Consider the following 22,158-nt stretch of genomic DNA (forward strand, 5'->3'; position numbering starts at 1 on the left):
AAAAAACGAGAGAAATTTCTTCAGCTAATTATCCACTACACGTTCAGCTGAAAAGAGAGGGTCCTGCACGGATGCCGCGGATTTGGGCAAGCCAGACGCCGATTTGATGGTGTGCCTGAGGATAAAAAGTGACATGCCCAGCATGGGGGGAGATCACAAAGGGATACTGGGAATCCTGCGTCAACAACGCATTTAGCGTATCCAGTAAAACCAGAGAGTGAGGTTGAAGATCGTCAACCTGCTGGGCACTGGCCGTCTGTGGCGTCGTCAACGCAAAAGAAAGATGACGGATTACCGTGCGAATCGCATGCTGATGCCAATAATCAACGCTGTAGGACGAGCGCCGATGCGCTTCCTTCAGCGCGACCAGATCGGTAAGGTTCAGCGATACGTGATTCTGGCGACTCACGCTGGAGCTTGAATTAGGAAGTGAGGCGATATCCTGTGAGTCGTTCAGGCTTGTTGGCAGGCCAAGACTCGCCGCGACCATCCCTAATAAGAGATGCGGCCAGAAATAACGTCTGCCAAATTGTCGCCAACGATTTAGAATACCAATCACGAGTAACATCCACCGGAGCCAGGTCTATGCGTGATAGCCGCCCACAATCACTGGAATTTCTGTTTGATAGCGCATCCATGTCGGGTAAAGGCCCGCTGCAAGATGTGCAACAGCGCGCTATCGCCTTATTAAAACTCAACCGTGCCGTACGCGGGTTACTGCCTGCACCGTTGCACCCATGGTGCCGCGTCGCTAATTACCGGCAAGGTTTACTGATACTGGAAACCGCCAACGCCAGTTGGCTGATGCGGTTACGTTACGAACAACCTGCGCTGCTCTCTGCATTGCGCGCACAAATACTACCATCATTGGCTTCAATCGACATCAGGATTAATCCAACGCTTGCCGCAAAAGGGCATGAAATCGTGAAAAATAGTGACATTACGCCGACGGAAAATCCCGATGACAAACCGTTGCGTCAGTTGAGTGAACAAAGTGCGGAGACATTGAGGACGTTAGCAGGCAATAGCCCGGAAAAACTCAGAAAGATATTAGAACGACTGGCTTCACTGGCCGGAGAGAGTACCAGTAAAACCAGTCGTAATAAGAAGTAACGGCTTTAAGCGTTACGCCAGCACGATAGACGGTGCTTTAAACGCCAGCGGCATTTCAGCTTCGTCTTCAAAGGTCACGTATTCCCACGCTTCCTGATTGGCCAACACAGCCTGCAACAGTTTGTTGTTCAGAGCATGGCCGGATTTAAACGCAGAGAACGCACCGATGATGTTGTGACCACACATAAACAGGTCACCGATGGCATCCAGCATTTTATGGCGGACAAACTCATCTTCAAAACGCAGACCGTCTTCGTTCAATACGCGGTAATCGTCAACGACGATGGCACAATCCATACTGCCGCCCAGGCACAACCCACGAGACTGCAAGTATTCGATATCGCGCATGAAGCCGAATGTACGCGCACGGCTGATCTGGCGAACAAACGCATCAGCAGAGAAATCCAAACGATAGCGCTGGTTACCCGCATCAATCGCCGGGTGGTTGAAGTCGATAGTGAAATCCAGGCTGAAGCCGTTGAACGGTTTCATTTCGGCCCACTTGTCGCCATCTTCAACACGAACTGGCTGTTTGATACGCACGAATTTCTTGGCGCAGTTCAACTCTTCAATACCCGCATCTAACAGCAGGTAAACGAACGGGCTGGCGCTGCCATCCATGATTGGAATTTCCGGTGCGTCAACATCAATGACAATATTGTCAATGCCCAACCCTGCAAGCGCAGCGTTAAGATGCTCCACCGTAGAAATACGCACGTCATGCTCATTAACCAGGCAAGTACAGAGCATGGTATCACGCACGGATTTTGCATCAGCCGGAAAATCAACCGGGGGATTCAAGTCTGTGCGGCGATAGATGACCCCGGTATTTGCCGGTGCAGGACGCATGGTCAGCGTGACTTTCTTGCCGGTATGTAACCCGACACCAGTCGCCTGAACAATACGTTTTAGTGTACGTTGTTTGATCATCATTTTATCTCGCATGTTACTGAACCTACCGACCTAGTATACACCAGGCTCGGTGGCACAGTTTAGCACAAAGAGCGGAGATTCCAACGTTATCTGGCAGCAAATTAGTCTGCCTGCTTACGCAGAAACGCCGGGATATCCAGATAGTCTGGCTCTTTATTCGTCTGCGGATTCTGGTCGTTAACCACTTTGGCAGCTGGTTTTTCTTGCGCCAGAGGCGTCATACCGTGCTGCTGATAACGATGATCCATCACAGGCTGGCTGGCCTGCTTGTTCGTCACCAACGTAATCTCAGGACGTTTGTCCATACCGATACCCGTTGCAACGACCGTTACACGCAGTTCGTCATTCATTTCTGGGTCAAGCGACGTACCGATTACCACTGTCGCATTGTCGGACGCGAATGCACGGATGGTATTACCGACCGTCTCGAACTCATCCAGACGCAGGTCAAAGCCCGCCGTGATGTTGACCAACACGCCGCGCGCGCCGGACAGATCGATATCTTCCAGCAGTGGGCTGGAGATCGCCATTTCAGCAGCTTCTTCTGCACGGTCTTCACCACGCGCAACGCCAGAACCCATCATGGCATAACCCATTTCGGACATCACGGTACGCACGTCAGCAAAGTCGACGTTCATCAGACCCGGACGTGTGATCAGCTCGGCGATACCTTGCACCGCGCCTTTCAGCACATCGTTTGCCGCGCCAAATGCGTCCAGCAGGGAAATACCGCGCCCGAGCACTTTCAGCAGTTTGTCGTTTGGAATGGTGATCAGCGAGTCGACGTGCTTAGACAGCTCGGCGATACCCTGCTCCGCAAACGCCATACGCTTTTTGCCTTCAAAGTTGAAAGGCTTGGTCACCACAGCGACAGTCAGAATGCCCAGGTCTTTTGCGACTTCAGCCACAACCGGTGCAGCACCTGTACCCGTACCACCGCCCATACCTGCGGCGATAAACACCATGTCCGCACCTTCCAGTGCTGAACGCAGCGCTTCGCGATCTTCTTCAGCCGAGTTACGGCCGACTTCCGGGTTAGCGCCTGCGCCCAGACCTTTTGTGATGCCACTACCGATCTGAATCGTCTGGCCGACAGCCGTTTTACGTAATGCCTGCGCATCCGTGTTAACCGCGAAGAATTCGACGCCTTCGATGCGCTCACGCACCATGTGTTCAACGGCGTTACCGCCGCCGCCACCGACGCCGATGACTTTAATCACCGCGTCGTTGGTTAATTCCATTGGTTCAAACATAATTTCTCTCCGTTTGTGCCTGTAACTGCGAGATCATAAAACTGTGCCAGGTGATCTCTTTGATAAAATTAAAATTCTTTCCTCAACCAGCTGTTGATTCGTTTGAACCAGTTGCTCACTGAGGCTCGTTTTTCGACTTCATGCTCACCACCCAGATGAGATTCTTTTCCGTAATGCAGCAACCCAACCGCCGTTGAGTAATAAGGCTCTTGGGCATAATCCGTCAGCCCTGTTATATTCATTGGTTGTCCAATACGCACCTGTGTATGGAACACACGCTGCGCACAGGCCGCCAGACCGTCTATTTGCGCGGCACCGCCCGTCAGCACAATCCCTGCTGCCAGATGGTGTTTCACGCCTTGTTGACGTAACTGCTCCTGCAACTGTAAAAGTTCATCGTTCACCAAGTTCAACAGCTCGGTGTAACGTGGTTCAATCACTTCCGCCAGAGTCTGTCTTTGCAGACTGCGGGGTGGACGTCCTCCAACACTCGGGACTTCCACATTCTCATCCTTGCCGACGATCGCGCCTAATGCACAACCGTGACGTACCTTGATCGCTTCGGCATCCGTCGGCGGCGTACCAAATGCGTAGGCAATATCGCTGGTAACCACATTGCCCGCATACGGAATCACTTTAGTGTGTCGCAATGCGCCGCCAGTGTAGACCGCGATATCCATTGTACCGCCACCGATATCCACTACGCACACGCCCAGCTCACGTTCGTCTTCTGTCAGAACCGCATAACTGGAAGCCAGTCCCGCAAAAATCAGCTGGTCGACTTTTAAACCGCAACGCTCAACGGCTTTAACAATATTCTTCGCCATATCGTTATGGCAGGTTATCAGGTGGACTTTCGCCTGCATGCGCACGCCGGATAAGCCAACCGGGTTTTTAATCCCTTCCTGATAATCGATCGCGTACTCCTGTGGGATCACATGGAGAACACGATGTTCATCACGCACGCGCACGGATTTAGCGGTATGCACCACGCTTTCCACGTCGTCCTGCGTAACCTCTTCTTCTGAAATAGGCACCATCCCTATTTCATTCTGGCAACTGATGTGTTTTCCCGAGAGCGCCAGATACACGGAAGAGATCTGGCAGTCTGCCATCAACTCAGCCTGATCAATAGCGCGCTGAACACATTTAACGACCGATTCCAGATCGTTTACGCCGCCTTTATCCATACCGCGTGACGGGCAACTGCCTACGCCAATAATGTTGACCATGCCATCGGGCAGAACTTCCCCTACCAGCGCAGCCACTTTTGCTGTACCGATTTCCAGCCCAACTACCAGTTTTCTGTCCGTCGACTTGATCATTGTTGTTTAGCCTGTGCCTGTTTCTGGTTACTGTTCTGTTGCTGATCAATGTCTTAGTGCTGACCAACTCGTTGCCGATCACCGTGTTGTTGTTGATCACCCTGTTGTTGATCAAGCAAAGCTGGAGCCCAACCTATCGCAGCCCCGCTGTCATACCGCAAATCCACATGGCTGATACGTTTGTTTTCGCTCTGAGCCTGCCGCTGCAACAGCGGATACAGCTCGATAAAGCGTTGCAGACGTTTGGCCCTATCATCCCGCCCCAATTCAAGGCGAGTATCATCGTCTAATCCTAGTTGCCACGAATGCCGCGCACTCATCGCCACCATTTTTAACGTAAACTTCCCGGCGGCCAGCGTCTGATTCATTGTGCGATAGCCTTCCAACACTTCTGCTTCACTGCCTTCTGGGCCATACAGCAGCGGCATCTTGCGATTGCCAATACGTTCGGCGGGTACACTGAACGAATTTCCTTCTGCATCAACCATTAGCTGGTCATTCCAACGCGCTACCGGAACATATTCAACCAGATGAATCTTTAATTCGTCCGGCCACTGCTTGCGCACGCTAGCCTGTTTTATCCACGACAGACGCTCGATCTGCTGCTGGATCACGTTCACATCCTGTGTCATGAACGTGCCCGGCGACCCCAACGACAAAATAGCCTGACGGATATCGTCGTTGGTGGTGTACTGCCTTTCCCCTGTCACTGCCATGCGGGAGAGCGGTAAGCGGCTGGCATCTTTCATCCACCCCACGACCATCCAGCTTCCCCAGACGATCGTCCCTATCACCATCAGCAGGAAAATCATCCCTGCCAATTGGCCTCCATTACTGCGACGTGTTCCCTTCGTTTCAGGCTCTCGTCCGCGTGTATTCAGCGCTGCCTGCGACATATCAGCCAGCGAGCTCTAAAATTTTCACGACCAGTTGCGAGAAAGTCAGCCCACGTTGGCGCGCTGCCATAGGAACCAGGCTGTGGCTCGTCATCCCCGGAGACGTATTCACTTCAAGCAGATAGAAGGCACCGTCGCTATCCAGCATAAAATCGACGCGTCCCCATCCGCTACAGCCCACCGCACGATAAGCCGCCATCGCCAGTCCTGCTAACGCCTGCTCTTGCTCGTCCGGCAAACCACTCGGACAAAAATACTGCGTATCATCCGATAAATACTTCGCTTCATAATCGTAAAACGTACCCGCAGGCTGAATACGAATAGAAGGCAATACTTCATCGCCCAGGATAGCCACCGTATACTCTGGGCCGCTCAGCCACTTCTCGATCAGAATATCGTCATCGTGACGGAATGCTTCTTCCAGTGCCGCAGGCAGTTCGCTCAGCGTATTCACTTTGCTCATCCCCACGCTGGAACCTTCACGGCTTGGCTTGACGATCAGCGGCAACCCGAGATGGGTAAATTTCGCCAACAGCGCGTTTGCCGCCGTTTCTGAATATTGGCGACGATCCAGCGCCACGTATGGCGATACGGGTAATCCCACAGCTTGCCATACTTGTTTGGTGCGGAGTTTGTCCATCGTCAGTGCCGATGCCATGACGCCGCTACCGGTATAAGGCAGCCCCAGGAATTCCAGAACGCCCTGCAATGTACCGTCTTCGCCACCACGACCATGTAAGGCGATGAAAATTTTGGTGAAACCTTCTTCTTTTAACGTCGTCACAGAGACGTCACGGGTATCAACCGCATGCGCGTTGATGCCCGCTTCTTTCAGGCCAGCCAAAACCGCCTGACCGGAAAGTAACGACACTTCACGTTCGGCAGAGGTTCCACCAAGCAATACAGCAACTTTCTCAGTCATGATGTTCCTCATTCACTCATCTGTGGCTGTAATCTGGAATCAGCCAGTTTACGCGCCAGTTTACCGATGTTGCCGGCGCCCTGAACCAAAATCAGGTCTTCACCTCGCAGCGCCTGTGACAACAGTTCCGGTAAAGTATCCACATCCGTCACCAGAATCGGATCAATCTTACCTCTTCCGCGAATCGTACGGCACAGCGAACGGCTGTCCGCGCCTGGAATCGGCGACTCTCCAGCGGAATACACATCCAGCATCAGCAGCACGTCAACCTGCGATAACACGTGCGCGAAATCGTCATACAAATCGCGGGTTCGCGTATAGCGATGCGGCTGAAAAATCATGACCAACCGCTTATCTGGCCACCCGGCGCGGGCAGCTTTAATCGTGGCATCGACTTCCGTCGGATGGTGGCCGTAATCATCCACCAACATCGCCGTACCGCTTTGACCATTCACCAGCTCAAGCGGATATTCACCGAGAAAATCAAAGCGACGACCGGTGCCCTGAAAACGCTCAAGCGCGCGCAGAATCGCCTCGTCATCAATGCCTTCATCGGTCGCTACTGCAACCGCTGCCGCCGCGTTGAGCGCATTGTGACGCCCCGGCGCATTCAGCGTGACAGTGAGCAGCGGTTTATCTTTCCGCTCCAGCGTGAAATGCCCTTGCGCGCCAGTCTGGTGATACCCTGAAATACGCACATCAGCATCGTCGCTAAAACCATACGTGGTGATATGACGACCCACGCGTGGCAGCAGCTCACGGATTACCGCATCATCAATACACATCACCGCTTGCCCGTAAAACGGCAGGTTGTGCAGGAAATTGATGAACGTCTGCTTCAGGTTTTCAAAATCCCCCTGATAAGTGTCCATATGGTCAGCTTCGATATTGGTCACAATCGCCACCATCGGCTGCAAATGCAGGAAAGACGCATCGCTTTCATCTGCTTCCGCAATCAAGTAGCGGCTTGAGCCCAAACGCGCATGCGTTCCCGCCGCCTTCACCAATCCACCGTTCACAAACGTCGGATCCAGTCCCGCTTCCGCGTAAATACTGGAGACCATAGCCGTTGTCGTCGTCTTACCGTGCGTACCTGCGATCGCAATACCGTGACGAAAACGCATCAGTTCCGCCAACATCTCGGCACGACGGATCACCGGAATACGTGCATCATGCGCGGCGACAATCTCAGGGTTATCCGCAGTAATCGCACTCGACACCACCACCACACTGGCGTTCAGAACGTTCTCCGCACGGTGGTGGAAGTAAATCTGCGCGCCAAGTTCAGTCAACTGCTGCGTCACCGCATTCGGTGCCAGATCGGAACCGCTAATTTCATAACCTTCGTTGGCCAACACTTCGGCGATACCACCCATGCCAGCACCGCCGATGCCGACAAAGTGTATGTGCCGGACGCGATGCATCTCGGGCACGATTGAACGTAGTTTCGCCAGTTGTTGAGTATTCACTTTATTCTATCGCTACCTTGTAGCGTCGTCGCACAGCCTTATGTCCGACAACGTTGTATTAATTAACCATGAGCCACATGTGTGGCCCGACTGCCTGCCGCTGCACTGACTTCCGCCGCAACCCGGTCGGTTGCATCTGGAATGGCCACTGCGCGGGCTTTTTGTGCCATTGTCAGCAAGGTTGCGCGATCCCAACCGGATAGCACCTCACTAACAGCCGCCACGCTGAACTGTGGCTGCTCAATAATTTTTGCCGCGCCTGCTTTTTCCAGCGGCAGCGCATTCCAGTACTGCTGCCGATCTTTATGCTGAAACGGAACAAACAGGGCCGGTAACCCAGCCGCCGCAATTTCACTGACGGTCAATGCGCCAGAACGGCATACCACCACATCCGCCCAGGCGTAAGCGGCCGCCATGTCATCAATAAATTCGGTAATCTTGTGCTGCGTCTGCCCAACATCCTGATAGGCCTGTTGAACGGTTGATAACGCCCCTTTACCAACCTGATGCCAAATCGTCACGCGATTGCCCAGCTGTGCTGCCACGCCGGGTAGCGTTTGATTCAACACTCTTGCGCCCTGACTACCTCCGACAACCAGCACCCTCACAGGGCCTGAGCGATCGGCTAATCGTGTTTCCGGCGCAGGCAATGCCAACACATCAGTTCTGACCGGGTTCCCCACAACATCTGCTTTAGGAAACGCGCCCGGAAATGCCTGCAATACCTTTTTGGCGATATGGGATAACCAGCGATTGGTTAGCCCTGCAATACCGTTCTGCTCATGCAGGACGACCGGAATGCCGCACAGCCAGGCAGCCAAGCCACCGGGGCCGGAAACGTAACCGCCCATACCCAGCACCACATCAGGCTGGTAACGGCGCATAATCGCGCGAGCCTGACGCACTGCCTGAAAAATACGAATCGGCGCGCTTAACTGCGCCCGAATGCCTTTACCACGCAAGCCAGAAATGCGGATAAAATCAATTTCGATACCATGCTTAGGCACCAAATCGGCTTCCATACGATCCGCTGTACCTAACCAGCGAACCTGCCAGCCCTGCGCCATCAGGTGGTGCGCAACCGCCAGCCCGGGGAAGACATGCCCGCCCGTACCGCCAGCCATCACCATCAAACGCTTGCCTTCGCCACTCATCGGGCACCTCTCGTAAACGCCTGCGCTTTCGTCAGACGCGTTTCAAAATCAATGCGTAACAGCAACACGATCGCCGTCGACATAATCAGCAAGCTGGAACCGCCGTAACTGATCAGCGGCAACGTCAGCCCTTTTGTCGGTAGCATCCCCGCCGCCGCGCCTACGTTCACCAGCGTCTGAAAGCTGAACCAGACACCAATCGAACACGCCAGAAAGCCCGAAAAACGCTGATCGATCTCCAGCGCCCGCTTCCCGATAGACATCGCGCGAAAAGCGACGAAGAATATCATTAACAACGCTAAAACCACACCGATATAGCCGAGTTCCTCACCTAAAATAGAGAAAATGAAATCGGTATGTGCTTCCGGCAAATATTCCAGTTTCTGTACTGAATTCCCGAGCCCTTGCCCCCAGAATTCACCGCGCCCAAATGCCATCAGGGACTGCGTTAACTGGTAGCCGCTGCCAAACGGATCGTCCCATGGATTCCAGAAAGACGTCACACGGCGCATACGGTAAGGCTCAGCGACAATCAGCAGGCCAACGGCAAACACGCCACAGCCGATGATCGCCAGAAACTGCCACATCTTGGCGCCAGCCAGAAACAGCATCGCCAGCGTCGTAATAAACAGTACAACCACGGTACCGAGGTCAGGCTGTGCCAGCAGCAGCACCGCCAGCACCACCATCACGCCCATTGGTTTGCAAAAGCCCCAGAAGTTATTTCGCACTTCTTCAACTTTGCGCACCATGTAGCTGGACAGGTAACAAAACAGCGCCAGCTTGGATAATTCCGCAGGCTGAATACGCAATGGCCCCAGCGAAATCCAGCGGGATGCACCGTTGACCGAGCTTCCCACCGCCAGCACCACCAACAGCATGACCATCGCGAGCAATAACAGCACCGGGCTGTAGCGCTGCCATATCTCCATCGGGACACGCAGCGTGATTAACGACAAGCCAAATGCCAACCCCAGATAAATCGCATCACGCTTCGCGAACAAGAACGGGTCGCTGGCAAGGCGCTGCCCAACAGGCATAGAAGCCGACGTCACCATCACAAAACCAATCACAGCCAGCCCAAGCGTCAACCACACCAGCGTTCTGTCGTACAGAACCACGCTGAGCGTATCGCTTTCGCGCGTTCCCATCACCCAGCTCTTGATGCGCTCGATAAACGCCAGCCCGAAGAACCGCATCAGCCTAACTCCTCCGCCAGACGAGCGAATTCATCGCCTCGCTGTTCAAAACTGCGGAACTGATCCAGGCTGGCGCAGGCTGGCGACAGCAGCACCATATCGCCCGGCTTAACGCGTTCAGCGATGATACGCATCGCCTGTTCCATCGTTTCTGTCTGCTCGGCAATGTCCGGGCGCAGCGCAGCCAGCTGTTGCCCATCCTGGCCGAAGCAGTACAAATGAATGCGCTCGCCCTGCAAATACGGCACCAGCGGCGAGAAATCGGCAGATTTACCGTCACCGCCTAACAGCAGGTGCAGTGTGCCTTCTACCGCCAAACCGCTCAATGCGGCCTCGGTGCTGCCCACATTGGTGGCTTTAGAGTCATTGATCCACCGCACACCGTTGCGCTCAAAGGCCATTTGAAAGCGATGAGGCAGTCCGGTAAATGACGTCAACGCCGTCAGCGCAGACGCACGCGGAATCTTCACTGCATCAGCCAGCGCCAGCGCTGCCAATGCATTGGTATAATTGTGCTGCCCGACCAGCTTGATTTCACGGGTATTGAGCACACGTTCACCGTCCACCCGCAGCCAGGTTTCTCCCTGCTGACGGTTAAGATGGTAATCGCCGACATCGACACCAAAACTGCGGCAGCGTGCATCCGCACCGCGAACCGGCATGGTCAGCGCATCGTCAGCATTCACAACACACAAATCCGCGTGTTCATAAATACGCAATTTCGCCGCCCGATACTGCTGTAGACCAAACGGATAACGGTTGGTGTGATCTTCTGTCACGTTCAGAATGGTTGCCGCAGCGGCGTGCAGACTACTCGTCGTTTCCAACTGGAAACTCGACAGTTCCAGCACATAAAGCTGAGCGGGCTGTTCGAGCAGTTGCAGCGCAGGTAGGCCGATGTTGCCCCCCACGCCCACCTGCCAGCCTGCAGCACGCGCCATTTCACCGACCAGCGTCGTCACCGTGCTTTTACCGTTAGAACCGGTAATCGCCACAATCGGTGCCTGCGCTTCACGGCAGAACAGTTCGATATCGCCAACGATCTCAATGCCAGCGTCAGCAGCGTCACACAGAATCGGCGTCGCCAACGCAACACCAGGACTGGCGACGATCAAATCTGCGTTCATCAGCCAGTCTTCATTCAGGCTACCGAGGTGTCGTTCTACCTGCTCCGGCAGCTTATCCAGACCCGGCGGACTGATACGGGTATCCACCACGCGTGGTACGACATCGCGCGCGAGAAAGAAATCAACACAGGAGAGCCCGGTCAGGCCCAACCCGATAATGACGACTTTTTTACCCTGATAGTCCACCATGTCTTACCGTACCTTCAGCGTTGCCAGGCCAATCAGCACCAGCATCAACGAAATAATCCAGAAGCGCACAATCACGCGCGGTTCCGGCCAGCCCTTAAGTTCATAATGATGATGAATCGGCGCCATGCGGAAAATCCGCTGCCCGCGCAACTTAAAGGACCCGACTTGCAAAATCACCGACAGCGTTTCGACCACGAAGACACCGCCCATAATCACTAACAAAAACTCTTGGCGCAGCAGGACCGCAATAGTCCCCAGCGCGCCGCCCAGCGCCAGAGAACCTACGTCCCCCATGAAGACCTGGGCTGGATAGGTGTTAAACCACAGGAACCCAAGCCCTGCGCCCACAATAGCGGTACAGACGATCACCAGTTCACTGGCATGACGGATATACGGAATGTGCAGGTAACCGGCAAAATTCATGTTCCCCGTTGCCCATGCCACCAGCGCAAAACCCGCCGCAACAAACACGGTCGGCATGATTGCCAAACCATCCAGACCATCGGTCAGGTTTACCGCATTACTGGTGCCGACAATCACAAAGTAGGCCAGCGCAACATAGAGCAGGCCCAGTTGCGGCATCACGTCTTTGAAAAACGGCACAACCAGCTGCGTGGCTGGCGTATCTTTTCCGATGGAATACATGGTGAAAGCCACCACGAGCGCAATCACCGACTGCCAGAAATATTTCCAGCGGGCAATCAGCCCTTTGGTATCCTTACGAACCACTTTGCGATAATCATCGACAAAACCGACTGCGCCATAGCCTGCTAACACCAGCAGTACGCACCAGACATACGGGTTAGACAGATTCGCCCACATCAAAACGGAAACGATAATCGCCACCAGAATCATCACGCCACCCATCGTCGGGGTTCCGCGCTTACTGAAATGTGATTCTGGCCCTTCGTTACGCACAACCTGCCCAATCTGCAAACGCTGCAGCCAGGCAATCATGTGCGGCCCCATCCATAAGGAAATAACCAATGCGGTCAGCAGGCTGACAATGGCGCGGAACGTCAAATAAGAAAAGACGTTAAAGCCGGTATAAAGTTTGGCCAAATGTTCGGCCAGCCATACTAACATTGAGCATTCTCCTGTAATGCATGTACAACCTGCTCCATCGCAGCACTGCGTGAGCCTTTGACCAATACGCTGATGACGTTATGTTCTGACATCAGCACCTTCAAACGTGAAACCAGCGCGGCTTTATCCTGAAAATGCTCACCATTGCCACTGGCAGTGCCGATCAATTCACTCAACGTTCCCACACTCAATACGCGATCAATGCCCGCAGCACGCGCCGCTTCGCCCACTTGACGATGGCACTCAGGGGCTTCATCCCCCAGCTCGCCCATATCACCAACGACCATCACACGGTAGCCCGGCATCTCTGCCAGCACCTGTGCCGCTGCCGTCATTGAACCGACATTTGCGTTGTAGCTGTCATCCAGCAACAGCTTGCCTTCAGACAAGGCAATCGGGAACAGCCGCCCAGGCACCGCCTGAAGCTGAGATAATCCAGCTTTAACGGCTTCCAGCGTCGCTCCGATGGACATCGCTAGCGAAGCCGCAGCCAATGCGTTCGAAATGTTATGACGACCCGGTAAAGGCAGCAGAACCTGCGTTTCACCAAACGGCGTATGGAGCGTGAAACGCGTGCCTTGCGCCAAAACATCTACGTCGCTGGCAAAAAAATCGATATCGCAAGCAGCCTGCGGTGAGAAACGCCAGACGGTTTTATGATTCAGCATGACCTGCCAGTGCGGGAAATCGTTGCTATCTGCATTCACGATCGCTACGCCGTCTGCTGGCAAACCAGAAAATATCTCACCTTTCGCCTGCGCCACGCCGGCCAGTGAACCAAAACCTTCCAGATGCGCGGCGGCCAGATTGTTGACCAGCGCGCTTTCCGGCCGCACCAGATCGGTGGTATAGGCAATCTCACCAATGTGATTTGCCCCCAGCTCAATCACTGCGAACTGGTGTTCCGCCGTCAGACGCAACAGCGTTAGCGGCACACCGATATCGTTGTTGAAGTTACCGGCGGTATACAACACGGAGCCACACTGGCGCAGAATTGCCGCCGTCATTTCTTTAACTGAGGTTTTTCCGGAAGAGCCTGTCAGGGCGACAACACGCGCCGTTGACTGCTGACGAACCCAGGCACCTAATTGGCCCAGCGCCAAACGCGTATCGCTCACCAGCAGTTGCGGCACATCGATAGGTAAGTGCTTACTGACTAAAAGAGCCGCCGCGCCGCCTTTTACCGCATCAGCAGCGTAATCATGTGCATCGAATTTCTCGCCTTTCAGCGCGACAAACAGACAGCCAGACGCCAGCTTACGGGTATCGGTTGAAACATCCTCAATATCAATATCATTGCCAATCAGCTGCGCATTCAGCACCGTGGCAAGCTGCTGCAAGGAGACGCGAATCATGCAATCACCCCCAGCAGGCGGGCAACGGTGATGCGATCGGAATAATCGAGACGCTGATTGCCCACCAGTTGGTAGTCTTCATGCCCTTTACCCGCAACCAGCACCACGTCATTTTCCTGCGCCTGCATGATCGCGCTGGTAACCGCTTCAGCACGCCCGTGAATCACCTGAACCCGTCCGGCATCCAGCAGCCCGGAGAGAATATCGGCAACAATGGCCTGAGGCTCTTCGCTACGCGGGTTATCATCGGTAACCACAACGCGGTCGGCCAGTTGTTCTGCGATACCGCCCATAAGTGGGCGCTTACCTTTATCACGATCGCCACCACAGCCAAACACACACCAGAGTTTCCCCTGACAGTGTAGGCGAGCCGCTTCAAGCGCTTTTTCCAGCGCATCTGGTGTGTGGGCGTAATCCACAACGACCGTTGGTTTTGCTTCAGCATGGAAAACTTCCATGCGGCCACATACTGGTTGCAACTGAGAACCCGCGATAACCAATTTATCAAGCGGATAGCCCAGAGACAGTAGGGTTGCCAGCGCCAGCAGCATATTGCTGACGTTAAACGCGCCCATCAGGCGGCTTTCAATTTCGCCATGTCCCCAGCTTGAATCAAACACGATCGTGGCACCATTGTCGTGATAATCAATCTGTGTCGCTTTCAGCCAGCGCCCACGACAGCCGGGGACCAAATTGTTTTCCATGGTTACAGCAACCGCGTCCGGCAACTTCGCCAACCAGCGCAGCCCGACCTCGTCATCAGCGTTGATAATCATCTGCCCAACACGATGCTCGGCGAACAGTGCCCATTTGGCCGCTTCGTAGCTTTCCATATCGCCATGGTAATCAAGATGATCGCGGCTCAGGTTAGTGAACACCGCAGCCGCGAACGGCAATGCAGCCACACGATGCTGCACCAGGCCGTGGGAAGATACTTCCATGGCGACGAACGTCGCACCTTGCTCGACCAGTTGACTCAGCACCTGCTGAACATCGACAGCAGATCCTGTCGTATTCTCTGTCGGAATCGCCCGACCTAATAGGCCGTTGCCTACGGTGCCCATCACGGCACTCGTTTCGCCTAATGCCTGACTCCACTGTGCCAGAAGCTGAGTCGTCGTCGTTTTTCCGTTGGTTCCCGTTACGCCAATCAGCTGTAACTTTTCCGCAGGCTGCTGATAAAAACGGCCTGCCAGCGCGGACAGTCGCTGGTTCAGATTGCTGAGATACACCACTGGCACACCGTGCATTTCGCGAACGGTGCCATCAGCGGCCTCACCTTCAGCTTCGGCAACAATCGCTGCTACGCCTTGCGCAATTGCCTGCGGGATATAGCGCCGTCCATCTGCTTTGTGCCCGACAATCGCGACAAACAGATCCCCGGCAGCCGCAACGCGGCTGTCTAATGTCATTTCCCGCAGCGCGCGCGCCGGAGTGTCTTGCACCCACGGCGCAAGTAAATCGCGCAAATTACGATCTGCCACCTGATCCCTCTTCTCTATTAATTACAAACTCGTTTTTGTCACCTGTCGGCAACGCATCCGGTTCGATATTCATCGTACGCAGAACGCCGCCCATGATGGCGCCAAAGATTGGCGCAGAAACCGCGCCGCCGTAGTACTTCCCTGCCTGCGGATCGTTAATCACGACAACCAGAGCAAAACGTGGGTTACTGGCTGGTGCCACACCCGCCGTATAGGCAATATATTTATTGATGTACTTGCCATCCGGGCCAACTTTCTTGGCCGTACCGGTTTTAATCGCGATACGGTAACCTTTGATGGCCGCCTTGGTACCGCCGCCGCCTGGCAGCGCTACGCTTTCCATCATGTGCACCACGGAACGCACCAGCGCTTCAGGGAAAACACGCTCTCCTGGAACCGGTGGATCAACTTTGGTAATCGACAACGGACGGTAAATACCGAAACTGCCGATCGTGGCGTAGACTCGCGCTAACTGTAACGGTGTTACCATCAGCCCGTAGCCGAAAGAGAAGGTGGCCCTCTCTATGTCAGACCACCGTTGTTTTTGAGGGTATAAGCCACTGCTTTCTCCGACCAACCCCAAATTGGTCGCTTTTCCTAATCCAAAGCGCGCGTAAGTATCTACTAGCGCAGAGGAAGGCATCGCTAACGCCAGCTTAGACACGCCAACGTTACTCGACTTCTGAAGCACGCCCGTCAGCGTCAATTCGCTATAGCGCGCCACGTCTTTGATCTCATGACCATTGACGTAGTACGGCAGGGTGCTGAGTACACTGTTTTCTTTCACGACACCGCGCTGTAGCGCCGTCATCACCACCATCGGTTTAACGGTAGAGCCGGGCTCGAAGATGTCGGTAATCGCGCGGTTACGCATAATGTCTTGCGGCGTACCCGCCAAATTGTTCGGGTTATAAGACGGGCTATTCGCCATTGCCAGCACTTCGCCCGTATTCACATCGACCAGTACGGCCGTGCCTGACTCAGCTTTGTTAAAGGCAACTGCGTTATTGAGTTCACGGTAAACCAGCGCCTGCAAACGCTCATCAATACTGAGCGCCAGATTGTGTGCAGCCTGGCTGTCAACGGAGGAGATATCTTCAATCACGCGGCCAAACCGGTCTTTACGCACGGTTCGTTCACCGGGTTGCCCGGTCAGCCAGCGGTCAAAACTTTTCTCAACGCCTTCAATGCCCTGTCCATCGATATTGGTGAAGCCAATGAGGTGAGAGGTCACTTGTCCAGAAGGATAGTATCGGCGAGACTCCTGCCGCAGATTGATGCCCGGCAGCTTCAGCTTATGGATATATTCACCAATAGCTGGGTTCACCTGACGAGCCAGATAAACGAAGCGACCTTTAGGGTTAGCGTTGATCTTGGTCGCCAACTGATCCAACGGAATATCGAGCGCATCAGACAGGGCTTTCCAGCGCGTATCCAACGTAATCCCGCCACGATCGTTCACTTCTTTCGGATCGGCCCAGACGGCATTCACCGGCACGCTGACGGCCAAAGGACGGCCAGCACGATCGCTTATCATACCGCGTGCGGTTGGCACTTCCTGTACACGCAGGGAACGCATATCCCCTTCGCGCACCAGTTTGTCTGGGTTGATGACCTGAAGATAAGCTGCACGTGCCATCAAGCCAACCATCGCAAGCAGGATACAGCCGCAAAGCAACGCAAAACGCCAGCTAACAAAGCTGGCTTGATCTTCCTGGCGCTTTAACTTTCCTGTACGGGCTGCTTTCATGCTTAGCTGGTTGCCTATTTAGTTCATTGCTTAACCACAATGTTTTCCTGTGACGGATCAACGTGCCCCATTTGCAGTTTTTCCGTCGCGATCCGCTCCACGCGGCTATGATCCCCTAGTGAGTTTTCCTCCAGGATCAGGTTTCTCCATTCGATATCCAACGCATCACGCTCTAGCAGAAGCTGTTCGCGTTCTGCTGTCAGCAGGCGTGTCTTATGCGCCGTGGTGACCACAAAGACCGCAGAAACCAGCACGGCAATCAGCAGCAGCACCGGGAGCTTTGCATTACGCAGCAAATCCTCACCGATGACGCCGACCAGAGTATGCCGCTCGTTACCGATCACGCTGGCAGTCTCTCAGCGAAGCGCAGAACAGAACTGCGCGCGCGTGGGTTTTCCGCAACTTCTGCTTCCGAAGGCATCATTTTCTTGCCGACAGCTTTTAACGTCTGTCCGCCCTGGCTGCGCAACTGCTCTTCAGTTAACGGCAGGCCCGCCGGCACCTGTGGCCCACGGCTCTGATGGCGAATAAACCGTTTCACAATCCGATCTTCTAACGAGTGGAAGCTAATCACCGACAGACGTCCTTGCGGAGCCAGTACGCTCAGTGCACCTTCTAGCGCACGTTCGATCTCTTCCAATTCGCTATTGATGTAAATGCGGATCGCCTGAAAACTGCGCGTTGCCGGATGCTTATGCTTTTCTCTAATTGGGCTGGCGGCAGCGATCAATTCAGCGAGTTCTTTTGTCCGCGTCATCGGGTCGAGACGATTACGCTCCACAATGGCGCGGGCAATACGTTTGGCAAAACGCTCTTCGCCGAACGTTTTCAAGACCCAGACAATATCGTCAGCTTCCGCTTTCATCAGCCATTCCGCGGCGGACAAGCCACGCGTCGGATCCATACGCATATCCAGCGGGCCATCACGCATAAATGAGAACCCGCGCTCCGGGTCATCAAGCTGAGGGGAAGAAACGCCAAGATCGAGCAGAACGCCATCGATCTGCCCAGTGAGTCCGAGTTCCGCAACATACTCCGCCATCGCGGAAAACGGCCCATGAATAATAGAGAAACGAGGATCGTCAATCGCCTTGGCGGCTTCAATTGCCTGAGGATCACGATCGATAGCTAACAGACGTCCTTCCGGCCCCAGTTGGGAAAGAATCAGACGAGAATGACCACCACGGCCAAATGTGCCGTCGATGTATATGCCGCCGCTGCGAATGTTCAGGCCATTTACTGCCTCATCCAGCAGGACGGTGGTATGTTTATAATTTTCCAGCATGACTATAGCGATAGGTCCTGCAACCGCTCAGACAGAGGTTCCTGAGTCGATTGTTCAGCGTCAATATCATCCCTGACCTGTTGATACCAAGTCTGTTCATCCCACAGTTCAAACTTGTTGAACTGCCCGACTAGCATCACTTCTTTTTTGAGGTCCGCATGCTGCCTTAACGTATTCGCAATCAACAAACGCCCTGCACTATCCATTTGGCACTCGCTGGCATGCCCCAATAACAAACGCTGAACACGACGTTCAGCAGGGTTCATACTCGACAAGCGCGACAATTTTTGTTCAATAATTTCCCATTCAGGTAAGGGATAAAGCAGCAGGCATGGCTGATGCAGGTCAATGGTGCACACCATTTGACCTTGCGATTCCCCGTTCAGCATTTCCCGATATCGGGTAGGCACAGCAAGGCGCCCTTTACTGTCGAGGTTAACCAGCGTAGCCCCACGAAACATACCTGAGTTACCCCTCCATAACCTTTTTCACCACTTTACCCCACAAAATCCCACCTTTAAGAGTGTACGGAGGGTATGAAAACCTTGTCAAGCCAGAGCTGGCGCGCTTTGGGATTATTCCTGAATGAATTCGGGCCGTCATAGAGGTAAAAGGAATAAGGAGTCAGAATTAACAAAGATTAACATCATGATAATTTGAGGAAAATTTATCGCGGAACGGGAACATTGCAAACATATAGCCACCAACTCCGGCATATCGATTATTTTTATTGTCACAAGCTGATACCAAAGACAGCGGTTTTCAGAATAGTCTTACCAAGCCGAACACCTTGAATACCAAGGCCTACACAAGCCCGCAGCATCATACCGTAGCTGTTAACATCTGCTCAATGTCACATTTTTAACATCAACATCACCGATTCTTCATTAATCAGCCAATTTACGTTCATTGATGCCCCTACCGACGAATGCGGTTTCCTGAAAAGAAAAGCAGGCTCAGGAAATGTGCCGAATAAATTAAGCACCCCTCATCCTCAAAGACGCATTAAAAATGAGGCACCACGAGCAACCCTGTTTTATCGGTCATCTACTCACTTCCTTTAATGCTTTAACGCAATTCCTTCCCGCGCAGAAAGGCCTTTCACCAAAAAACCATAACGCTTTGTTTTTAAATAATTTTAAATCTCTTGTCGCGATAAAAAAACGGGAAAATTACCGGACAGACATAAAGTAGCGGGAAAGTATAAAAAACGCTCACAAATAAATATTTTTACCTAGTACAAAGCCAATCATGCAGTGATGTAAACTACGCGAATAAAATAAGGCATGACAAAAAACCACACCAAACCATTACACCAGTTTATCCGCCCTAAGAATGGAGCAACCAGGAATGTTTTCCCCGACGTCACGATTGCGAAGTGCCACCGCAGATACCTTTGCGCTCGTTGTCTATTGTTTCGTCACTGGCATGGCGATAGAAATCATGCTTTCCGGTATGAGCTTCGAGCAATCGCTGTCTTCACGCTTGTTATCTATCCCCGTCAATATTGCCATTGCCTGGCCGTATGGGCTTTACCGCGATCGCGTGTTGAACATGGCCAGACGTCACGGCGGTGAGCATTTCCTGGTGCGCAGCGTTGCCGATCTGTTTGCCTATGTCAGTTTCCAATCTCCGGTTTACGCCATCATTCTCTGGTCTATCGGGGCGAACCCCGCACAAATCCTAACCGCGGTTACCAGTAATTTGGTGGTGTCGATGGTGACGGGCGTGATATATGGCTACTTTCTGGAATATTGCCGTCGGCTATTCCGGGTCGCCTTGCCGTAAAAATGAATTGGGACTGGATAAGGAAGAAGCGCCATAGCAATCTATGGCGCAAAAAGCAGGTAGAGATTACGCGCGGCTCAAAGAACCACGACGATACAGATTACGCCGGATACGATTCAAACCCGGTTTCGGCCTTTTCGGCTCATCCAGACTGGCCAACACCAGTTCCAGTACGCGCTCCGCGACTTCACGATGGCGCTGAGCGACAGACAATACTGGACATTCCAGATAATCCAACAGTTCATTGTCCCCAAAGGTCGCGATAGCCAGATTATTCGGCAAACGCCCGTTAATCTTCAGGTTGACGTCCATCACGCCCTGCAATAGCGGGAATGACGTGGTGAATAACGCTTCAGGCATAGGATTATTTTTCAAATAATCCATAAACGCAGCAGCAGCAGCCACGCGTTCATAGCTATTAGAATAAAGGTAATTCACTTCGCGCGGATCGCCCGCCCATGCCTGACGGAACCCCTGCTCACGCAGGAAGCTGACGGAAAGCTCGGGCAAGGCACCAAGATAAAGTACCGATTTCGCAGGCACTTTCCTTAATTCCTGCGCCAGCATTTCAGCATCTTCAAGATCGGCCCCCACCACGCTGGTGAAGTGCTCACGATCTAACGCCCTGTCTAACGCAATAATCGGCAAGCTGCCGTTTATCCAACGTTGATAAAACGGGTGCTCCGGCGGTAATGCGGTAGAAACAATAATCGCGTCAACCTGACGCTGCAACAGATGCTCAATACACCGCATCTCGTTGTCTGGCTGATCTTCTGAACACGCAATTAATAGCTGATATCCGCGCTGTCTGGCCTGACGCTCCAGATAATTAGCGATGCGTGTATAGCTGGTATTTTCCAAATCGGGAATAACCAAACCAATTGAACGCGTACGCCCGGCACGTAATCCAGCCGCGACGGCGTTGGGATGATAATTGTGCTCCCTGACGACAGCCATGACTTTCTCAACGGTCTTATCGCTAACGCGATATTGTTTTGCTTTCCCGTTAATGACATAGCTGGCTGTCGTGCGTGAAACACCCGCAAGACGCGCGATTTCATCCAGTTTCACGGTAACCCCTTAGTAGGCCGGAAAATAAGTAGGCCGGCTCAATAAATAGTGTGATGACCATAAAATCATCATGGATATGGCGTAGATCTAACAGCAGAAGCTTTTGTACGGCAACTGCTTTTATCACGTTACCCACATATTTCAAGCTGCCATATCAATAATGGATGTCTTTTAAGCCGAATATATTGTGTCTATATAAGATAAGGGAAATAAAAAGGCCCGATACTATTATCGGGCCTCTTAAAAGAAAAAGCAGCGAAAAGTCGATTAACGCATGATTTTATCGCCGCGCGATACACCGACGATACCAGAGCGCGCCACTTCAACAATTTCGGAGACTTCACGCACGGCACTGAGGAACGCATCCAGCTTATCGCTGGTGCCAGCAAGCTGTACGGTATAAAGCGAAGCGGTGACATCCACGATCTGGCCGCGGAAAATATCGGCGCAGCGTTTCACTTCTTCACGACCATAGCCTGTCGCCTGTAGCTTCACCAGCATGATCTCACGCTCAACGTGCGCGCCCTGTCCCAGTTCGCTAACGCGCAGGACATCCACCAGCTTGTGCAGCTGCTTTTCGATCTGCTCCAGCACTTTCTCATCGCCTACCGTCTGGATAGTCATACGAGATAGCGTTGGGTCTTCGGTTGGTGCCACCGTCAGACTTTCGATGTTGTAGCCGCGTTGGGAAAACAGGCCGACGACACGTGACAAGGCGCCTGATTCATTCTCAAGTAATACTGATAAAATCCGCCGCAT

General features: G+C 53.2%; 21 protein-coding genes. 2 read left to right on the forward strand and 19 right to left on the reverse strand.

All coding sequences use genetic code 11. The features are described from left to right. Positions 1-43 precede the first annotated feature (43 nt). Positions 44-559 carry a secA translation cis-regulator SecM gene (secM, locus tag NXT09_RS07645; protein ID WP_205551686.1) on the reverse strand — a complete coding sequence of 172 codons (516 nt, stop codon included), beginning with the start codon at positions 557-559 and terminating at the stop codon, positions 44-46. A 26-nt stretch (positions 560-585) separates the two neighbouring features. Between secM and NXT09_RS07650 the strand changes: the two genes are divergently transcribed. Continuing rightward, positions 586-1,113, forward strand: coding sequence for a DUF721 domain-containing protein (locus tag NXT09_RS07650; RefSeq protein WP_268579322.1), 528 nt, complete (start codon positions 586-588; stop codon positions 1,111-1,113). Between the two features lie 12 nt (positions 1,114-1,125). Here the strand turns inward: NXT09_RS07650 and lpxC are convergent, their stop codons facing one another. The 16 genes from lpxC to mraZ all read right to left on the reverse strand — a co-directional run bounded on the left by lpxC (position 1,126) and on the right by mraZ (position 19,001). Further along, positions 1,126-2,043 carry a UDP-3-O-acyl-N-acetylglucosamine deacetylase gene (gene lpxC / locus NXT09_RS07655; protein WP_039278868.1) on the reverse strand — a complete coding sequence of 306 codons (918 nt, stop codon included), beginning with the start codon at positions 2,041-2,043 and terminating at the stop codon, positions 1,126-1,128. 104 nt (positions 2,044-2,147) lie between these two features. After that, on the reverse strand, positions 2,148-3,299 hold the full coding sequence (ftsZ, locus tag NXT09_RS07660) for a cell division protein FtsZ (RefSeq protein ID WP_005975217.1): 1,152 nt from the start codon (positions 3,297-3,299) through the stop codon (positions 2,148-2,150). Between the two features lie 68 nt (positions 3,300-3,367). Continuing rightward, positions 3,368-4,624 (reverse strand): cell division protein FtsA, encoded by a 1,257-nt coding sequence (gene ftsA, locus NXT09_RS07665; protein ID WP_010298002.1) that lies wholly within the window; start codon positions 4,622-4,624, stop codon positions 3,368-3,370. A 53-nt stretch (positions 4,625-4,677) separates the two neighbouring features. Next, the gene (gene ftsQ / locus NXT09_RS07670) at positions 4,678-5,520 is read right to left on the reverse strand and encodes a cell division protein FtsQ (RefSeq protein ID WP_039278323.1); all 843 of its coding nucleotides are present in this window, start codon (positions 5,518-5,520) and stop codon (positions 4,678-4,680) included. Position 5,521: 1 nt separating this feature from the next. Continuing rightward, positions 5,522-6,442, reverse strand: a complete 921-nt coding sequence (locus NXT09_RS07675) for a D-alanine--D-alanine ligase (protein WP_268579323.1) — start codon at positions 6,440-6,442, stop codon at positions 5,522-5,524. An 8-nt stretch (positions 6,443-6,450) separates the two neighbouring features. Beyond that, the gene (murC, locus tag NXT09_RS07680) at positions 6,451-7,911 is read right to left on the reverse strand and encodes a UDP-N-acetylmuramate--L-alanine ligase (protein WP_010681517.1); all 1,461 of its coding nucleotides are present in this window, start codon (positions 7,909-7,911) and stop codon (positions 6,451-6,453) included. Between the two features lie 62 nt (positions 7,912-7,973). Beyond that, entirely contained in the window at positions 7,974-9,065 is a 1,092-nt protein-coding gene (gene murG / locus NXT09_RS07685; RefSeq protein WP_268579324.1) for an undecaprenyldiphospho-muramoylpentapeptide beta-N-acetylglucosaminyltransferase, read from the reverse strand. Then, positions 9,062-10,264, reverse strand: coding sequence for a cell division protein FtsW (gene ftsW / locus NXT09_RS07690; RefSeq protein ID WP_010298016.1), 1,203 nt, complete (start codon positions 10,262-10,264; stop codon positions 9,062-9,064). Before ftsW ends, murG begins: the two co-directional genes overlap by 4 nt. After that, positions 10,264-11,580, reverse strand: a complete 1,317-nt coding sequence (gene murD, locus NXT09_RS07695) for a UDP-N-acetylmuramoyl-L-alanine--D-glutamate ligase (RefSeq protein ID WP_268579325.1) — start codon at positions 11,578-11,580, stop codon at positions 10,264-10,266. The genes ftsW and murD overlap by 1 nt, the downstream gene beginning before the upstream one ends. Positions 11,581-11,583: 3 nt before the next feature. Continuing rightward, positions 11,584-12,666, reverse strand: coding sequence for a phospho-N-acetylmuramoyl-pentapeptide-transferase (mraY, locus tag NXT09_RS07700; protein WP_010298023.1), 1,083 nt, complete (start codon positions 12,664-12,666; stop codon positions 11,584-11,586). Next, entirely contained in the window at positions 12,660-14,021 is a 1,362-nt protein-coding gene (gene murF / locus NXT09_RS07705; protein WP_268579326.1) for a UDP-N-acetylmuramoyl-tripeptide--D-alanyl-D-alanine ligase, read from the reverse strand. Before murF ends, mraY begins: the two co-directional genes overlap by 7 nt. Further along, complete coding sequence (gene murE, locus NXT09_RS07710; RefSeq protein WP_268579327.1) at positions 14,018-15,505, reverse strand: UDP-N-acetylmuramoyl-L-alanyl-D-glutamate--2,6-diaminopimelate ligase; 1,488 nt, start codon at positions 15,503-15,505, stop codon at positions 14,018-14,020. The genes murF and murE overlap by 4 nt, the downstream gene beginning before the upstream one ends. Continuing rightward, positions 15,492-17,255: a peptidoglycan DD-transpeptidase PBP3 gene (gene ftsI / locus NXT09_RS07715; protein WP_010298031.1), complete on the reverse strand. Its 1,764-nt coding sequence runs from the start codon at positions 17,253-17,255 to the stop codon at positions 15,492-15,494. The genes murE and ftsI overlap by 14 nt, the downstream gene beginning before the upstream one ends. A gap of 23 nt (positions 17,256-17,278) precedes the next feature. Beyond that, on the reverse strand, positions 17,279-17,599 hold the full coding sequence (gene ftsL, locus NXT09_RS07720) for a cell division protein FtsL (protein ID WP_039470042.1): 321 nt from the start codon (positions 17,597-17,599) through the stop codon (positions 17,279-17,281). Continuing rightward, the gene (rsmH, locus tag NXT09_RS07725; protein ID WP_201877950.1) at positions 17,596-18,540 is read right to left on the reverse strand and encodes a 16S rRNA (cytosine(1402)-N(4))-methyltransferase RsmH; all 945 of its coding nucleotides are present in this window, start codon (positions 18,538-18,540) and stop codon (positions 17,596-17,598) included. Before rsmH ends, ftsL begins: the two co-directional genes overlap by 4 nt. Before the next feature lie 2 nt (positions 18,541-18,542). After that, positions 18,543-19,001, reverse strand: coding sequence for a division/cell wall cluster transcriptional repressor MraZ (gene mraZ / locus NXT09_RS07730; protein WP_010298042.1), 459 nt, complete (start codon positions 18,999-19,001; stop codon positions 18,543-18,545). Between the two features lie 889 nt (positions 19,002-19,890). Between mraZ and NXT09_RS07735 the strand changes: the two genes are divergently transcribed. Continuing rightward, positions 19,891-20,328 (forward strand): L-alanine exporter AlaE, encoded by a 438-nt coding sequence (locus tag NXT09_RS07735; RefSeq protein WP_268579328.1) that lies wholly within the window; start codon positions 19,891-19,893, stop codon positions 20,326-20,328. A gap of 66 nt (positions 20,329-20,394) precedes the next feature. On the opposite strand, the gene cra is transcribed toward NXT09_RS07735, so the two are convergent. Together cra and ilvN are read right to left on the reverse strand one after the other, a co-directional pair. Further along, entirely contained in the window at positions 20,395-21,399 is a 1,005-nt protein-coding gene (cra, locus tag NXT09_RS07740) for a catabolite repressor/activator (protein WP_039278293.1), read from the reverse strand. 267 nt (positions 21,400-21,666) lie between these two features. Further along, positions 21,667-22,158 (reverse strand): acetolactate synthase small subunit, encoded by a 492-nt coding sequence (ilvN, locus tag NXT09_RS07745; protein ID WP_010681718.1) that lies wholly within the window; start codon positions 22,156-22,158, stop codon positions 21,667-21,669.

This window comes from Pectobacterium jejuense (assembly GCF_026800125.1).
Lineage (GTDB): Bacteria > Pseudomonadota > Gammaproteobacteria > Enterobacterales > Enterobacteriaceae > Pectobacterium > Pectobacterium jejuense.